The 14668-nt window shown below is 39.9% G+C and carries 16 protein-coding genes and 1 riboswitch; of the genes, 13 read left to right on the forward strand and 3 right to left on the reverse strand.

Going from position 1 to position 14668, the window contains the following annotated elements; translation table 11 throughout:
- Positions 1-27: 27 nt before the first annotated feature.
- The 8 genes from ACPUYX_RS03820 (at position 28) to ACPUYX_RS03855 (ending at position 7636) form a co-directional block, all read left to right on the forward strand.
- Complete coding sequence (locus ACPUYX_RS03820) at positions 28-876, forward strand: DUF4405 domain-containing protein (protein WP_426378402.1); 849 nt, start codon at positions 28-30, stop codon at positions 874-876.
- Positions 877-1197: 321 nt separating this feature from the next.
- The gene (locus ACPUYX_RS03825) at positions 1198-1611 is read left to right on the forward strand and encodes a hypothetical protein (RefSeq protein WP_426378403.1); all 414 of its coding nucleotides are present in this window, start codon (positions 1198-1200) and stop codon (positions 1609-1611) included.
- 498 nt (positions 1612-2109) lie between these two features.
- Positions 2110-2649, forward strand: coding sequence for a flavodoxin domain-containing protein (locus ACPUYX_RS03830; protein WP_426378891.1), 540 nt, complete (start codon positions 2110-2112; stop codon positions 2647-2649).
- Positions 2650-2880: 231 nt separating this feature from the next.
- A complete protein-coding gene (locus ACPUYX_RS03835) occupies positions 2881-3966 on the forward strand; it encodes an AAA family ATPase (protein WP_426378404.1) in 1086 nt (361 codons plus the stop codon).
- Entirely contained in the window at positions 3963-4610 is a 648-nt protein-coding gene (locus ACPUYX_RS03840; protein ID WP_426378406.1) for a hypothetical protein, read from the forward strand. Before ACPUYX_RS03835 ends, ACPUYX_RS03840 begins: the two co-directional genes overlap by 4 nt.
- Positions 4586-5869, forward strand: coding sequence for a DUF2201 family putative metallopeptidase (locus ACPUYX_RS03845; protein ID WP_426378407.1), 1284 nt, complete (start codon positions 4586-4588; stop codon positions 5867-5869). Before ACPUYX_RS03840 ends, ACPUYX_RS03845 begins: the two co-directional genes overlap by 25 nt.
- A gap of 297 nt (positions 5870-6166) precedes the next feature.
- A complete protein-coding gene (locus tag ACPUYX_RS03850) occupies positions 6167-6733 on the forward strand; it encodes a flavin reductase family protein (RefSeq protein WP_426378408.1) in 567 nt (188 codons plus the stop codon).
- 369 nt (positions 6734-7102) lie between these two features.
- On the forward strand, positions 7103-7636 hold the full coding sequence (locus ACPUYX_RS03855) for a hypothetical protein (protein WP_426378409.1): 534 nt from the start codon (positions 7103-7105) through the stop codon (positions 7634-7636).
- A 264-nt stretch (positions 7637-7900) separates the two neighbouring features.
- On the opposite strand, the gene ACPUYX_RS03860 is transcribed toward ACPUYX_RS03855, so the two are convergent.
- Both ACPUYX_RS03860 and ACPUYX_RS03865 read right to left on the reverse strand, forming a co-directional pair.
- Complete coding sequence (locus ACPUYX_RS03860) at positions 7901-8842, reverse strand: transketolase family protein (protein ID WP_426378410.1); 942 nt, start codon at positions 8840-8842, stop codon at positions 7901-7903.
- On the reverse strand, positions 8843-9670 hold the full coding sequence (locus tag ACPUYX_RS03865) for a transketolase (RefSeq protein ID WP_426378411.1): 828 nt from the start codon (positions 9668-9670) through the stop codon (positions 8843-8845).
- 254 nt (positions 9671-9924) lie between these two features.
- On the opposite strand from ACPUYX_RS03865, the gene ACPUYX_RS03870 reads away from it, so the two are divergent.
- The gene (locus ACPUYX_RS03870) at positions 9925-10362 is read left to right on the forward strand and encodes a DUF1285 domain-containing protein (protein WP_426378412.1); all 438 of its coding nucleotides are present in this window, start codon (positions 9925-9927) and stop codon (positions 10360-10362) included.
- An 8-nt stretch (positions 10363-10370) separates the two neighbouring features.
- Here ACPUYX_RS03870 and ACPUYX_RS03875 read toward each other — a convergent pair whose 3' ends face one another.
- Positions 10371-10940, reverse strand: coding sequence for a GNAT family N-acetyltransferase (locus ACPUYX_RS03875; RefSeq protein WP_426378413.1), 570 nt, complete (start codon positions 10938-10940; stop codon positions 10371-10373).
- A gap of 985 nt (positions 10941-11925) precedes the next feature.
- On the opposite strand from ACPUYX_RS03875, the gene ACPUYX_RS03880 reads away from it, so the two are divergent.
- The 4 genes from ACPUYX_RS03880 to ACPUYX_RS03895 all read left to right on the forward strand — a co-directional run bounded on the left by ACPUYX_RS03880 (position 11926) and on the right by ACPUYX_RS03895 (position 14639).
- A complete protein-coding gene (locus ACPUYX_RS03880; RefSeq protein ID WP_426378414.1) occupies positions 11926-12249 on the forward strand; it encodes a GNAT family N-acetyltransferase in 324 nt (107 codons plus the stop codon).
- A gap of 76 nt (positions 12250-12325) precedes the next feature.
- Positions 12326-12423: riboswitch (SAM riboswitch) on the forward strand.
- 80 nt (positions 12424-12503) lie between these two features.
- A complete protein-coding gene (locus tag ACPUYX_RS03885; protein ID WP_426378415.1) occupies positions 12504-12728 on the forward strand; it encodes a hypothetical protein in 225 nt (74 codons plus the stop codon).
- A gap of 92 nt (positions 12729-12820) precedes the next feature.
- Positions 12821-13276 carry a peptide deformylase gene (def, locus tag ACPUYX_RS03890; RefSeq protein WP_426378416.1) on the forward strand — a complete coding sequence of 152 codons (456 nt, stop codon included), beginning with the start codon at positions 12821-12823 and terminating at the stop codon, positions 13274-13276.
- 328 nt (positions 13277-13604) lie between these two features.
- The gene (locus tag ACPUYX_RS03895) at positions 13605-14639 is read left to right on the forward strand and encodes a hypothetical protein (protein WP_426378417.1); all 1035 of its coding nucleotides are present in this window, start codon (positions 13605-13607) and stop codon (positions 14637-14639) included.
- Positions 14640-14668: the final 29 nt, after the last annotated feature.

The raw sequence follows: 14668 nt of genomic DNA on the forward strand, positions 1-14668 counted from the left end.
ATAACTTTGGATTTGGAGGACAGATTTGTGAAAAGAAACTTTGTAAAACTGTTAATTGATGCTCTTCTATCGGTTATTTTCGTATTGCTTTTTAATACACATGTCATTGCCTTGCCCTTCCATGAAGTATGCGGAATTGGCATCGGCTTCGGTATTCTAGTTCATATCGTGTTGAATTTTCAATGGGTAAAGAAGGTTAGCCTGAGGCTATTTGATCCGAAACTTCCCATAAAAACTCGTTTGGGATATGTTCTCAATCTCCTTCTATTAATTGCCTTTACTTTAATCATCGTAAGCGGAATACTTATTTCTAAAGTTCTCTTTCCCAATCTTCGCGTTGGTAATGAAGGATTGTTTAGAACATTTCACGTCAGTGCTTCTTATTCAACTCTCCTTCTGATTGGTATTCATATCGGGCTTCATTGGAAGTGGATTATGGGTTTCTTCAAAAACTTATTTAAAATTAAATCAACTAAGACAACAGAGGTTGTAGCCAAGGCTTTCATGATTATCTTCCTATTGTTCGGTGGTTATCAGATAGTCTCAACAAATTTTGTTGGCCAAATTGCAAATATCAGCGACGTTTTTTCGATGACTAATTCTCAAACCACGCATGATGGGCTTCAACAGCAAACCCAAGGTGTATTAGGAAATCAAGCAAATGATCGACAACAACGAGATAGAGGAAGAGGTTCTCACGGCGATTTTGATCATTCGTTCTCGAGAGAAGCCAAAGGACAATTCCAAAGCCCTAACGCACTTAATGTACTTGCAATAATTATAGAATACTTTGGAATAATGAGTGTCTTCGTAATTTTAACGTATTATATAGAAGGATTCCTGGCCAGAAAGAAATACATTACAGACGGGCTGTAAATTGATGTATTGAGAAGAATGACAGGGCTATACCTAATTTAGACTTAGAAATAGCCCTGTCATTTTTTGCCGCATTAATAACATCAATTTGTAATTGAGTCTTGAGGTTCTGTTCGTTGAATAGTGTCAAAAATATTTAAACTTGGGCTGGATATACTTTTAACAAAGATGGAAAAATACTAATGGAAAAGTAATAGAATTTATACTTAACAAGGAAATATGAGAAATTTGACTAGAGGCTTCTGTAAGATTCATAGAGAAATTTCGAAGCTATAAGGAGTAAATAGGTCCTTAGATGTGGTGAGAAAAAAGGAGTTTAATATGACAGAAAATAATTATATTCAAAAGGTTAAAGATAGCTATTTTGAAGAAGTAACAATTGAGCTGGAAGATCTAAAAATGATGCTGAAAGAAGTCATGCCCGTGGAGGGCTATGTGGATTCGGAAATATTCGAAGAGAATGGAACTACAACCATAGTCCTTAAGGACTACTTTAATGAAGATAAATGGGACGTAGCAGACTTACTTTGTAAGTTAAGGATTAATTCCGAAGGTATTATTCAAGTTGTTGAACACGATATTCCGCCGCTCTTTAACGATAAAAACCAAAAAATAATCCTGGTTCTCTCAAGCCTTGTTGGGAAAAAATTGAATTTTAAAGTAAAAGATGACAATATCGTCGATCCTCTTGAACCGGTAGTAGATTATTTGTATGACGAAACGAAAAGTATATAATTTGCAGCCTAACGGTTAGCAAGTGACTGTGTCCACAGCCAACTTGCTAACCGTTTTTCCTATTGACTGAACACTGAAGTCATGCATGTTTGGCCTAGGAACTATTCAATAATCCGATTTTTTCCGCTTCTTTAATCTTATGATTGGTGTAAAAGGATAAATGGATAATTGAAGAAATGAAGACTTGCAGTTGTGAGTATGTTACTATATTACATATACATTTAGATATACATTAACCCGTTGGGATCTGCAATAAGGTTTTCAAGCTAGCTAGATAAATAAAGAAATAAGTGATCTTGTTCAGCTAAAGCTAAATATCGGGGCTTTGGTGGCGAAAGTGTCCTGTGGACTTTCGCCGAAAGAGCCTAGCCCATAACTAATGCTATCGCGCTGGATGGACCCTATCTCCAAGGATGCAAGGTATGTGAACCACTCGCGCTTGTCGAAGTGGGAGTCTTACGAGTGCATAATAAAATACCAACTGTTGAGGTGATTCTAATAAAAACTGTGGTGATATATAGGTCGAAAACAGGTTTTACTCAAAAATATGCTGAATGGCTTTCTGAGGAGTTGACAGCTGATAGATTCGACGTTTCAAGTGTAACTGTTAATATGTTAGAAGCTTATGATACTATTATTTATGGTGGCGGCTTATATGCAGTAGGTATCAATGGATTGAAATTTATCACAAATAACCTTGATAAGCTCAAAGACAAAAAGATTATAGTTTTTGCTACAGGGCTGTCTTTAGCAAAAGACGAAGTAATAAATGATGTGTTCAAAAAGAACTTCACTCCTGAGCAACAAAAATTAATAAAGTTTTTTTATTTGCGGGGTGGGTTTGATTATAAGAAATTAAACGTTGTAGATAAAGCATTGATGAATCTACTCAAGGCATCTATAAAATGGAAAGAAAAAAGAAATAAGCCTCTAACTTCGGATGAGAAAGGTATGCTTTCAATTTACGACAAGTCTACAGATTTTACATGTAAAACGAAAATTGATGAAATTGTTGCCTATATCCATGGGACAAAATAGTTTTCCAGCGATAACAGCTTAAGGGAAAATTTTAGGCGAAAGGGAAAAGACTGCCAAAATGGCAGTCTTTTTAATTTATTCCCATTCTTGTGGGGTAAAAGATGATATAGAAAATTTAGTTATATTATCAAGGTGAATTGGAAAGGATTTAGTTAAATAATAATGGTCGGGCTGGGGTACTGCTGTAACGATAACAGCACAGCTTGGGCCTATATAGAGGTGCGAAACGTTATGTCTAGTACAGTTTGTGCTCTAGCCATCGCAGTTCAGGCTGGAATTCCGGTTCTGACTTGGGGGCCTCCGGGTGTGGGAAAAACGGCATCAATTACTAAGCTCGCGGATGTTTTGGAAATTCCGCTCGAAGTTGTCCTGGCCTCTATTCGTGAACCTTCAGATTTTTCAGGTCTACCGGTAATTGGGGAGGAAGGCGTTCGTATGGAGCCGCCGGCCTGGGCTTATCGCTTGGCACGGGCCGGAAAAGGTCTGCTTTTTTTGGACGAAATATCCACGGCTCCGCCCGCGGTTCAGTCAGCTTTATTAAGGGTTGTCTTAGAAAGAGTAGTTGGAGATTTAGCTTTACCGGCCGGGGTATCTGTTGTTGCATCGGCAAACCCGCCGGAACAGGCCGTAGGTGGGTGGGATCTTTCCGCTCCTTTGGCCAATAGGTTCTGCCATCTTTTTTGGGCTCTGGACACTTTCAGCTGGGTTAATGGTATGCTTAGCGGCTGGTCTATGTCTGATTTGCCACATCTCGCTTCGTCCTGGGAGGATTCGGTATCTGAAAAAGAGGTGCTTGTAGCCTCCTTTATCCGTCATCGGCCCCACTTATTATTACAGGTACCGAAGGATGAGGCTCAAGTCGGTAAAGCCTGGCCGTCTCCCAGGTCTTGGTCTATGACAGCTAGGTTATTAGCAGCGGCGGAAACAGTGCGGGCCGAAGAGGATGTAGTTGCTTCTCTCATAGGCGGATGCATTGGGGAAGGAGCCTGTCTGGAATTTCTATCCTGGCGCAGGGAACTTGATTTGCCTGATCCTGAAGAGGTATTAGCAAATCCAGCGTATTTGGTGCTGCCGGATCGCGGGGACCTGGCTTTTGCCATATTGTCATCAGTTATTAACGCAGCGGTAGGCAGCCTGACTGAGGAACGCTGGTCCGCCGCATGGTGTGTACTTGCCCGTGCCTTAGACTCTGGAAAAAAGGATATAGCAGCAGTTGCAGCCAAAAAATTAGCGGCAGCGAGGAAACCGGAATTATCGTTACCACAGAATGAATTAAAGGAATTTGCACCATTGCTGCAAAAAGGTGGCCTAATGTGAATCCTATTCATGAGTATTGCAATATTCCCTGGAAAGAAAGTTTTACGGGGCCGTCAGGCAGAGTTTTAGTGAGACTAGATAAGATAAAGGAATCCTGGCTGGACGTCTATAACTATGAAGGCTCCAAACTCTGGGCCCGTTATCTCTTTGCTGTTTTTAATATCGCACTTCCTCAAGGATGGATCGAAAATCTGGAGAGGCTGCATCAAAATCGGAGAACCAGATGGAAGACGGAAATTCTTGTAAGTCCTTCAGGTGAAAAAGAGTACCGGCTTTACACAATGGAAAAGAGTAAATCGATTTGTTCATCGACAATTTGCGTATCAGACAAGCAAATCCATACGTTTTCTATCCGCTTAAAAGATACTGCCCCTCTATTAAAACTATTATTTGAGGATTATCCTCCTGTTTTTCTGCCGCGCTATCGGAAAAACTCTCCAAATACTCCGGCTTTTTATTATTTACATGATCAGACAATGAAGTTTCTAAAGCATCCTGAGGCCATAATGGATCAGAGAGAGCGAACCAAAAGTATTGTCGCCGCACAGGATATTTTTGAATCCGGAACCTTTGAAGCCGGTGAAAAGTCTGGCATTATGGAAACAATTGAAGCTATAAAATGTATGGAGGTGTTGCAGGCGTGATTTTCCCCCTGGAGCTGCAGGCAGCCCGTATCCGCCTGGTGAAAGAACGCCCCTATTTAGCTTCAGCCGCCTGGGCTCTCCGCCCGGTGCCTAAACGTGGTTTAAAAACAATGGCGGTTGATATGTATTGGCGGCTCTACTATGACCCTTCGGGATTATCCCAATGGCCGGTGGAAGTTATCGAAGGTGCTTTGTACCATGAAATTTGTCATCTTCTCCGCAACCACTCTGAAAGGATGAAGGATTTTAATCCACGTTTAAGCAATATTGCAACAGATGCGGAAATCAATGATGATCTTATTCGTGAAGGTGTAAAATTTCCGGCTCAACCTGTAACTCCCGATTATATCGGACAACCGGAAAGTCTTTTGGCAGAGGAATACTATGTTGCTTTGGAGAAACAGGAACAGTTGCCGTCAGCTTATCAAAAGAAGAATCAAACGTCAGGTTCACCGGTTCAAGAGCAAACGGGCAAAACGGTTGAGGTCAATGGTCTGAATTCCCCTCCCAGGCCTGGTTCCGGTCTGTCCGGTTCTTGTGCCACCGGTCAAATGGCGTCTTGGGAGGATCAACCACCCAGCAAAGGGTCTGCGTCTGGAGTCAGTCTAACTGAAGGAGAATTAATTCGCCGCAATGTTGCTCAACAAGTCAGAGAACATGCCAGAAGTCAGGGCAGTGTACCTGGATATTGGTCTCGCTGGGCAGAAGACAAGCTTCAACCTAAGGTAGACTGGCGAAAACAGCTTGCTGCGGCTATACGATTTGCTGTTACAGATACAATTGGGGCAACTGATTATTCATACTGCCGTCCCTCGCGTCGGCATAGGCAGATTGGACGGGGAAATGTTATATTTCCGTCCCTGCGCTGTCCCCTGCCTTCAGTGGCAGTGGTGGCGGATACCAGTGGAAGCATGTCTGAGAAAATGCTTTCCCAGGCTTTAGCTGAAATAGCCGGTATTTTAAGGTTCTTGGCACAAAAGGAAAAAATCTTCGTGTTGGCTGTAGATCATACGGTTGAGTTTTGTCGCCGAGTGTTTCGTCCAGAACAGATTCAACTTACGGGAGGCGGCGGAACAGATATGAGAGTTGGCTTAGAAGCCGCGGCAAGATTAAAGCCTTTACCTCAACTAGGAATTGTCATTACTGACGGACAAACTCCATGGCCCGATCGTCCCCCACAAAGGATGAAAGTTATTGTATTATTGTTCGGAGATGGAACAGCCCCTGATTGGGCTAATGTCATTCAAATTAGAGCATAGCTTAAACTAATAGAGCAGGGATATTGGCAAAAAAAAGCCCCTCCTAAGAGGGGGAAAGGTGGAAATATCAGTTTCCCTCATTTACAGGGTGGGTATAAATCAAATTATGTCATAAAATATATGAAAAAGTTGTCGAAATTTAGCGTTTAAGAAACATTATTTATTTTCAAAATTAATTTCTTATCTTTCAAAATTAAATATGCGGCTATACGTCTTCAATTAAACAGGTTGACTGTTTATTATGTAGAATAGGAACCTTGCCAAATGGTTTGGTTAATAACATAAGAGGTGAAATAGATGAAAAAAAGTATGGGAGCTAAAACTTTGGTTTATCCTACACCGGTATTTGTGATATGTACCTATGATGATGAAGGTAATCCCAATGCTATGACTGCTGCCTGGGGAGGTATATGTTGTTCATCTCCGCCCTGTGTCGCGGTTTCACTACGCAAAGCTACTTATACTTACAGCAGCCTTCTAGCTAAAAAAGCCTTTACGCTAAATATTCCGTCAGAAAACTATATTAAAGAAGCTGATTATTTTGGCTTAGTATCTGGCAAAAAGGAAAATAAATTTGCTCATACCGGGCTAACACCGGTAAAAAGTGATCTGGTTGATGCACCTTATATCAAGGAGTTTCCGGTTAATTTAGAATGTAAAATTATAAACGTTCTTGAAATTGGCCTGCATACGCAGTTTATTGGTGAGGTTTTGGATGCGAAAATTGATGATACCCTTCAGGAAAAAGGAGATCACCCGCTTATCGAACAAATAAAACCTTTAATATTTACGCCAGAAAGCAGAGGTTACTATGTTGTCGGTAAACAAATTGCTCAGGCATTTGCGGTAGGCAATGATACGTAACATTAACTAGAAATGGATTTTTCGAAAGAGGCCACTCTAACCTAAGAGTGGCCTCTTTTTCAACGCTCATTTAATACCAAATTATCGGTACCGGTGAGATATTAGTATTCGTTTAATCTCGGTACTTGACTAGGAGAAAATTTCAGAATTAAATTATATTATCACAGAATTCGAAATAGCGATTTTATTCCAGCAAAATAAAGTGTTATACTTAAATAAATTAAATTATTGTGAAAAATAAATAAATTAAAAATTTGATTTCAGGCGCAAATAGTTATCTAATACCGCAAATATTTAAAGTTTAATAATTATATTCAATAAGTTTAAAGATTCATCTATAAAGAAAAATTATGATAGGAGTGACGTTAAATGGGAAAAAGGAATATCGTTATTGGAGTTACACCAGTAGAATTCGATAATATGCCTGATTCATTAATTGGCAAGTATACCCTCGCGGTTTTAGGCGTTCGCGATTTATACAACAAAATGACCAAGGAGTGGGCTAAAGAATATAATATCGATCTTAAAGTTAACAATAAATGTAATATGCAGAAAGCTATATCAATATCGATGACCAATAATTGTGTGTCATTAGAGGCATTGAGCATTTTAATGAGAATAGGCAGAAAGCCAGTGTTAATGTCACTGGCTCAGAAGAGTAATCTGCCACATACAATATTCCGCGTTAAAAACAAGGTACTCTATAGCTACACTCTTTTAATTTTTGATACGTTAGAAGATGCCGCCAAAATGGCTGAATTCTTTGTTGAAAAGGCAAATACCTATTCCAGTGTTCTTGAACGGTGTTCCTATGAGGCTGCCGGGTTAATAACTGATAATCATTTATTTTATAGTGAAGCAGATCCTAGTCATACTGTTAGTTCTCCATCTGCCTTTTACTAAGTTTGGTTCTATGTAACCATAGTGTTATGTTTGGCCTTAAAATACCTTAATAGGCCGATTCATCCTCAAAAATTACTAGTCTTATCTCGATTAGCCCCCATCAGGATGGTGGGGGCATTTTTTGGGTTTAAGAGATAGGGCATTACTTCTCAATTCTAGAATAATCATCAAGCTCATACTAAAGTAGGGATCAAGAGAAGAGTATCTATCCAAGGGATAATCCTAATAGGTTATTACGGATCAAATTCCAAAGGGAATTAATAATTACTGACGCTTTTTCCGAATAACATCTTGGACGGATTTTGTTATTGTTTCTGACGTTAAGCTTAGGACATCATGCAATTCATCATAGGGAGCACAAACGGCAAAACGATCTTTTACGCCAACTCTTTGTAATGGAACGGGATATTCCTCAACCAAAAGTTCAGCTACGGCACTTCCCATTCCGCCGAGGATCGTATGTTCTTCTGCAGTGACCACGGCACCGGTTTTTCGAACTGAGCGCAGTAGTGTCGTCTTGTCTAAAGGCTTTATGGTATGAAGATTAACGACTTCAGCAGAAATTCCAAGTGAGGCAAGGTTCTCGGCTGCCTCCAGTCCTTTGGCGACCATTGCCCCAGTGGCGATGATGGTTACATCTTGTCCCTCCTTTAAGATACGGGCTTTTCCCAGCTCAAATGGATCCTCTTCACAGGTGACAAGGGGAGTCGGTAAGCGACCGACTCGCAGATAAACCGGCCCTTGGTACTGGGCTGCCGCTCGCACCGCTTTGCGCATTTCTATGGCATCAGCCGGCTCCACAATCATGATGCCAGGCAAAACACGCATTAGAGCAATATCTTCAAAGGGCAAATGGGTTGGGCCATCTTTGCCGGAAGAAGCGCCAATATTGTGCCCAACAATTTTTACATTTTGGTTTGCATAAGCAATCGAAATGTGGATTTGCTCCCAGCCGTTTCCAAGCAGAAAATTTGCATAGGCATTTATAAATGGAATTTTTCCAGCAACGGCGAAGCCGGCACCTGTTCCCACGATATCGGACTCCGAAATTCCTAAGTCAAAAAATCGCTCAGGAAATTTCTCTTTAAACAAATATGTCATCGAGGATTTGGCGACGTCTGCATCGAGGACAACGATATCAGGATTCTCTTGCCCCAAGCGAACAAGTTCTTCCCCGTAAGCTTGACGTGGTGCAATCTTTGTCATTTACTTCAACTCCTCTAGTGCAATTTTTAATTCTGCATCACTGGGAGCAGCCGCATGCCAGTCCACTTGATCTTCCATGAAAGATACACCTTTTCCCTTAATCGTATGGGCGATAATCACACTTGGCTGTGTCTTGACTGCATGAGCTTGCGCAAAGGCTTTCTCAATCTGTGGAAAGTTATGTCCATCGATTTCGAGGACATTCCAGCCAAAAGCTTTCCACTTTCCCGGCAGATCTCCTAACGATTTTACCTCGTCGAGACGACCGTCAAGCTGCAATTTGTTGTAGTCGACGATAGCACAAACATTATCTAAATGGTAATGAGCGGCTGTTAACATAGCCTCCCAGACTTGTCCCTCATGCAATTCTCCGTCACCCAGCATCACATAGGCACGTTGATCAGAACCTTTAAGTTTCGCCGCTAATGCCGCTCCATTGGCAATAGATAGACCTTGGCCCAGCGAACCTGATGCCATATCAACACCGGGGGTCGATTCGCAGCTAGGATAAGCAGGAAGCCGACTCTCGGCTTCACGAAAAGTGAGAAGCTCTTCTTCCGGGAAAAACCCCCGTTCGCATAAGGCTGCATATAGTGCCGGTGCCGCATGTCCCTTAGACAAAAAGAAAAAATCCCGTTTATCCCAGTGAGGGTTTTGCGGATTGACTCGGAGAACGTTCATATATAAAACGTCAAGGAGATCTGTTGCTGACAAGCAGCCTCCTGGGTGTCCTCCCTTGGCTTTGTGGGTCATTTTCAGAATATGGCGGCGCATTCGCCGGGCAACTTCGCTAAGCTCCGAATGGGACAAGCCTTTACCCTGGATCATGGCTTTTTCCTCCTTAACTTGAGTCTTTTCTGTGATCTTTTTTAATTGTACTCCGCGATGAAAAAAAACGAAAGTCTGCAATCTAATGGTGCGAGATAAGGAGAAGAATAATTATAAATAATTATAACTATGATAGCGATTCCTGGAGCAAAACATTATGATAAGGAGGAAATAAAGGATAATCGTGGAATGATTTAAGAAGATATCTTATCGGCAATAGTTAATATCTATTTTTATGGCGAGGAGGCAATATCGTGAGTAATTTACGCGCCCCAGAACTCTTTATTGACAAGAATGGTCTATGGTACGCTGATGGCTTGGTAATGATCAGGAAAGAAATTGTCTGCTTATTTGCTTCTAATCTCCAAAAAGATGATCATAATAACTTTAATATAGAATGGCAGAATCAACTGTACCCCGTAAAGGTAGAAGATGTCCCCTTTTTTGTTCAATCAGTAACTGTGCAGGCTGATCGGATAATATTGCAACTTTATGATGGGCGAAAATTCCCCTTGCCTTTAGGCAATATTTTAATAAAGAACCATATCCCTTATATCTCATTGTTTTGGCCGGGTGATACGAAACTGTCCCGTTCTTCCTATAGTGAGTTGTGTAAAAACTTGATCGAGCGTGATGGTCAGTACTTTATTAAATACGGTGAAAAGGAATGGTTTATTGAAGAGTTGGAATGAATTAAAGTTTACTCCATAGCTTCATTTAGAAGAACCATATGAAGATGATCTTGCCATTTGCCGTTAATTCGCAAATATTTCTTGGCAAGGCCTTCGTTATAAAAACCGAGTTTTTCTACTACTCGCATCGATCGTGCATTTCGCGGCAAAATATTGGCCTCAATACGATGAAGCCCTAATTTTGTAAAGGCGAATTCAATAACTCTTTTTAAGGCCTCCGTCATGTAGCCTTGGTTGATTTCAGTATGGTCCAATTTATAGCCTAGGTGGCACGAGAGGAAGGCCCCATGAACGATATTGTTTAAGCCGATTGATCCAATTGTTTTGGACAACGCCTCATCTTTTTTAAAAAGCCAGACCCTGAATGCATCCCCATCATTGATTTTGGACAATTCTTTGCGCAGCGCTTCTTGATGATAACGAATCGTATAAAATTCAGGTTCCTTTTTAGCTTCCCATTCCTGGAGAAACCTGCTATTACGCTTATAATAATCCAAAACTAAATCGGCAAAGGTCTCATCCAATACCATTAGTGTAAGTCGTTCAGTTTCTAATTGAAGCTGATTAAAAAGCTCCATTTCTCTCATCCTCCTAATTCTAAGTTGGGAAAATTAGTATATCATTTAGCTGTTTTTCGGACAAGAAAACTTGTATCTTCACAAAGCCTGTTTTTTCTTCCTTTGTCTTTTTATGCCTACAAATGGAGTTCTAAGGATAATTGTGAGTTAACGAAATTTGCCCCTAAAATGAATTAAATGACCAGGAACATGAAACAAACATGTACCTGGTCGTTCTATTTTACTATCCTTTATTCAAGATTGACAATAACCTTATCATTTGGTAGTGATCCGTAAATAAGTAGACCCAATGATTTGTTTCATAGTTATCAAGTCTCGTTAAACATCTCCTTTAGATTTGATAAATGTTTTTTAACGACAAGGTTATTCTAAGGCCGCTAGCTGAATTTGGACTGAAGTGAAACTTAAAGCTTACTGAATGTTGGCTGAAAACTCCTTAAGTGGTAGTGGGTCTATGGGTAATTTTGTATTACCTATTTATAAATCAATCATTACTGCGAGTTGAAGATGATTGAAGGAATTATCTGCAAATAAAAAGCAGCCTCGAAGACTGCTGAAAAATGTGACTAATGAAATTATATAATGCAACATCCGAAAGGGGGTGCTGCCAAACGAATTGATTGGCAGCCACCCCCTCAATCTTCCGCAAAGAGACATGTCTAACTTTATGCCAGACGAGCTCTTAGAAAAAAGTCCCTCCGAATTGCTGTCCCCGGAGGGCAATATAAGTACCATGAAAAAGACTAAGGGACTTTCCCCTTGAATGTATTATATCATGATAAACCGGAATAGCTATTGGTAATAATAGGTGGTTAATGGGGATCATCTAACAATTAATAGTGAAAAATCCTTAGTTTCCTGGTAAACTTGTATCAACTAACCTTCCGTAAAGAATACTACTGGTAAATCAGGAGAGTTCAAGAGTAATTAAAGTGAGTCCTAGGCCCGATAGAGGCCAAACGAAACTATCGAGGAGGAATTAGTTATGAATTGGCAGTATGAAGATCGACGTATATATGCAACCGATGAAAAAGGCGAACTAATGTGTGAAGCAACATTTGTTTCTAAGGAAAATGGCGAGCTAGATATAGACCATACTTATGTGAATCCAAGCTTGAGAGGGCAAGGTATGGCCGGCAAGATGATGCAGGTTGTAGCTGATTATTTAAGAGAAAAAGGTCTTAAGGCTTCGGCTACGTGTACCTATGCTAATAGCTGGCTGAAAAGACACGAAGAAGTGTATGCGGATATCTTATCAAAGGATATGGTTGATCAAGCTGTTGCCTGTAAAATTAATACGAAGCATTAGGCTTTTTAAATTAGAATTGACAAAAACGAAGTTTGCAACTAGTATATTAATCATTAACACAATCAATTGAATAAATCTCTTATCAAGAGTGGTGGAGGGACTGGCCCGATGAAGCCCAGCAACCAGCGTAAGCATGGTGCTAAATCCTGTAGGAGTATTCCTAACAGATGAGAGCTATAAATATCTCTTCATGTTAGAAGAGATATTTTTGTTTTTGGTAAAAATTAACGTTTTCCAAAAGAGAGGTGCTTTCCATGGATGATATAATTTGGTTTCCTGTTACAGAGAATGAAAAACAACGCATCGAACGTATCTGTGATTTAGCGGGAATGACTCAACAAGAATGGTTTGCGGAGGCCTTGAAAAAATCCGAAAGGGATTTAGTTCTTCCATTGGCTGCCGAGAAAAAAGTTGTTTTGTATGGTTATGAAAAGGGTCTTAGGTTCTGGAAAAGATCTTTAAAAAAGTTATCGTGTTAGAAAAAGAAATTAGAGTTAAAATGGAGCTAATGAAGGGTGTTAACTAAAGTTACCTTAAAATTAAGGCAGAGATTAGAAGAGGTGTGATTTAAATGGCTTTGAGGAAGCTTAGGTTTTTGGATGATGAACTATTACGAAAAAAGAGTAAACCTGTTGAAATAATCGACGACAAAATAAGACAAATACTCAATGATATGGCAGAAACAATGTATAAAGAAAATGGCGGCGGATTGGCTGCTCCTCAGATTGGATTGCTAAAAAGATTGGTTGTCATTGATATGGGACAAGGGCTTCTGAAGCTGGTAAATCCCGAAATTATTGAACGCGAGGGGAATCAAGAGGTTATCGAGGGATGTTTAAGTATTCCTAATATATGGGGTAAACTTAAGAGGCCTGCTAAAGTAAGGGTTAAGGCTTTAAACGAAAATGGGAAGGAAATAATATTAACAGGGACAGGAGATTTAGCAAAATGTTTTTGCCATGAAATAGATCATTTAGATGGTATTCTTTTTGTAGACTCAGTTACTGAATATGTCAAAGGATCATAAATAATGGTTTAACGGGAGATAATTGCATGCATAATGCTGAACTAGTTCGTTCAATGTTAGATTTTGTTTGAATTTTAATGTTTGACCATAAATACGAAGGAAATTGATGAAAGATATAGAATTAAGTTGATGTAGAAGAGTTAATGTTGAATTAACATTGAAGTTAAGGCATAATCTGCCGTTTGTTTTACGCTACTGGAGAGGAGTGGATCTTAAAATTAAAAAGAAAATAAAATTGTTTGCCATCTTCCTAATTCCTTTTGCTGGATTGTTTATTGGATCGTTCTTATACTTCAACTATAAAATAAACCACTTGGAACCGGGCAACTTGGCTAGTAAATATTTACTTAATGTTGACACCCAGAACAGCACTGAAAAGAAAATTGATCAGTTACTATCTCAGCACTTTATTACGAGTGAGGGTCTGCTGACAAGCTGTCAGGGTGTGGGAACCGAAAACGATAGGTATGTTCTTTTAGAGTCCCAAGGTCAACTTATGGAGTATGCTCTGCTTGTCAAAGATAAAAAACTGTTTGAATCTGTTCTTAATAACCTGCAAACGTATTTTACAGCCCCCAAAGGATATTATTACTGGCGGCTAAATTTGCAGGAGAAACAACCGGACGATGCAACGGCCTTGGTTGATCAACTAAGATTATTAAGAAGTTTGGACGTGGCAAGTTCTGACTTTGGTGAGCTAACTTATAAAATCAAAGCTTTTTTCTTGGCATTTAATCTTTATAAATATAACCGGGACGAAAATGTATTTTGCGACAGCTACGATGGCAGAATAGGAAAAGCAGAGCAGAAAATTTCTTTATTCTATATCGATCCGGTGGGATTGGAAACCTTATCAGCCGATTTTCCTCCAGCCAAGCAATCAGTTCGCAGTACTTTAGATATTCTTAAAAATGCCCCTCTTAATAATCAGGGCTTTTTCCCGTCCAATTATAATTTGCAGACGGGAAGTTATGTCTGGCCGGAAAAGTTCACCACTGTTGAACAATTATACACGATTGATTACGCTCAGAAAGCCGGGATGAATGTTAATAAGTTCTTGGATTTTCTGCATAAAAGTATTCAGGCAAACGGTAAGATTTTCAGTACCTATCATGCGGATGGCAGTCCAGACGGTGTTAACGATTCCGCAGCGGTTTATGCGTTAGCGGCACGGATTTTTCATCAAGCTGGGGATAATAAGGATGAGCAATGGTGTTATGAACGAATGCTCGCCTACCGCATTTCGGATCAACCTGAATTGCAGGGCGCCTTTGGCTACGAGACAGCTACATCAGCGTTTGCTTTTGATCAAATGGAAGCATTGTTAACATTGAATCAAGAAGGGAAGACTAGGAAGCAATAAAATGTTATAAAAATAAAGCAATTCAAAAA

The sequence above is a fragment of the Desulfosporosinus sp. SYSU MS00001 genome (assembly GCF_049943955.1).
GTDB lineage: Bacteria > Bacillota > Desulfitobacteriia > Desulfitobacteriales > Desulfitobacteriaceae > Desulfosporosinus.

Excerpts from the sequence above, each read along its gene's own strand:
- ACPUYX_RS03825 (WP_426378403.1), top strand. The coding sequence starts at position 1,198 with ATGACAGAAAATAATTATATTCAAAAGGTTAAAGATAGCTATTTTGAA.
- ACPUYX_RS03835 (WP_426378404.1), top strand. The coding sequence starts at position 2,881 with ATGTCTAGTACAGTTTGTGCTCTAGCCATCGCAGTTCAGGCTGGAATT.
- ACPUYX_RS03845 (WP_426378407.1), top strand. The coding sequence starts at position 4,586 with ATGTATGGAGGTGTTGCAGGCGTGATTTTCCCCCTGGAGCTGCAGGCA.
- ACPUYX_RS03850 (WP_426378408.1), top strand. The coding sequence starts at position 6,167 with ATGAAAAAAAGTATGGGAGCTAAAACTTTGGTTTATCCTACACCGGTA.
- ACPUYX_RS03855 (WP_426378409.1), top strand. The coding sequence starts at position 7,103 with ATGGGAAAAAGGAATATCGTTATTGGAGTTACACCAGTAGAATTCGAT.
- ACPUYX_RS03860 (WP_426378410.1), bottom strand. The coding sequence starts at position 8,842 with ATGACAAAGATTGCACCACGTCAAGCTTACGGGGAAGAACTTGTTCGC.
- ACPUYX_RS03865 (WP_426378411.1), bottom strand. The coding sequence starts at position 9,670 with ATGATCCAGGGTAAAGGCTTGTCCCATTCGGAGCTTAGCGAAGTTGCC.
- ACPUYX_RS03875 (WP_426378413.1), bottom strand. The coding sequence starts at position 10,940 with ATGGAGCTTTTTAATCAGCTTCAATTAGAAACTGAACGACTTACACTA.
- ACPUYX_RS03880 (WP_426378414.1), top strand. The coding sequence starts at position 11,926 with ATGAATTGGCAGTATGAAGATCGACGTATATATGCAACCGATGAAAAA.
- ACPUYX_RS03885 (WP_426378415.1), top strand. The coding sequence starts at position 12,504 with ATGGATGATATAATTTGGTTTCCTGTTACAGAGAATGAAAAACAACGC.
- def (WP_426378416.1), top strand. The coding sequence starts at position 12,821 with ATGGCTTTGAGGAAGCTTAGGTTTTTGGATGATGAACTATTACGAAAA.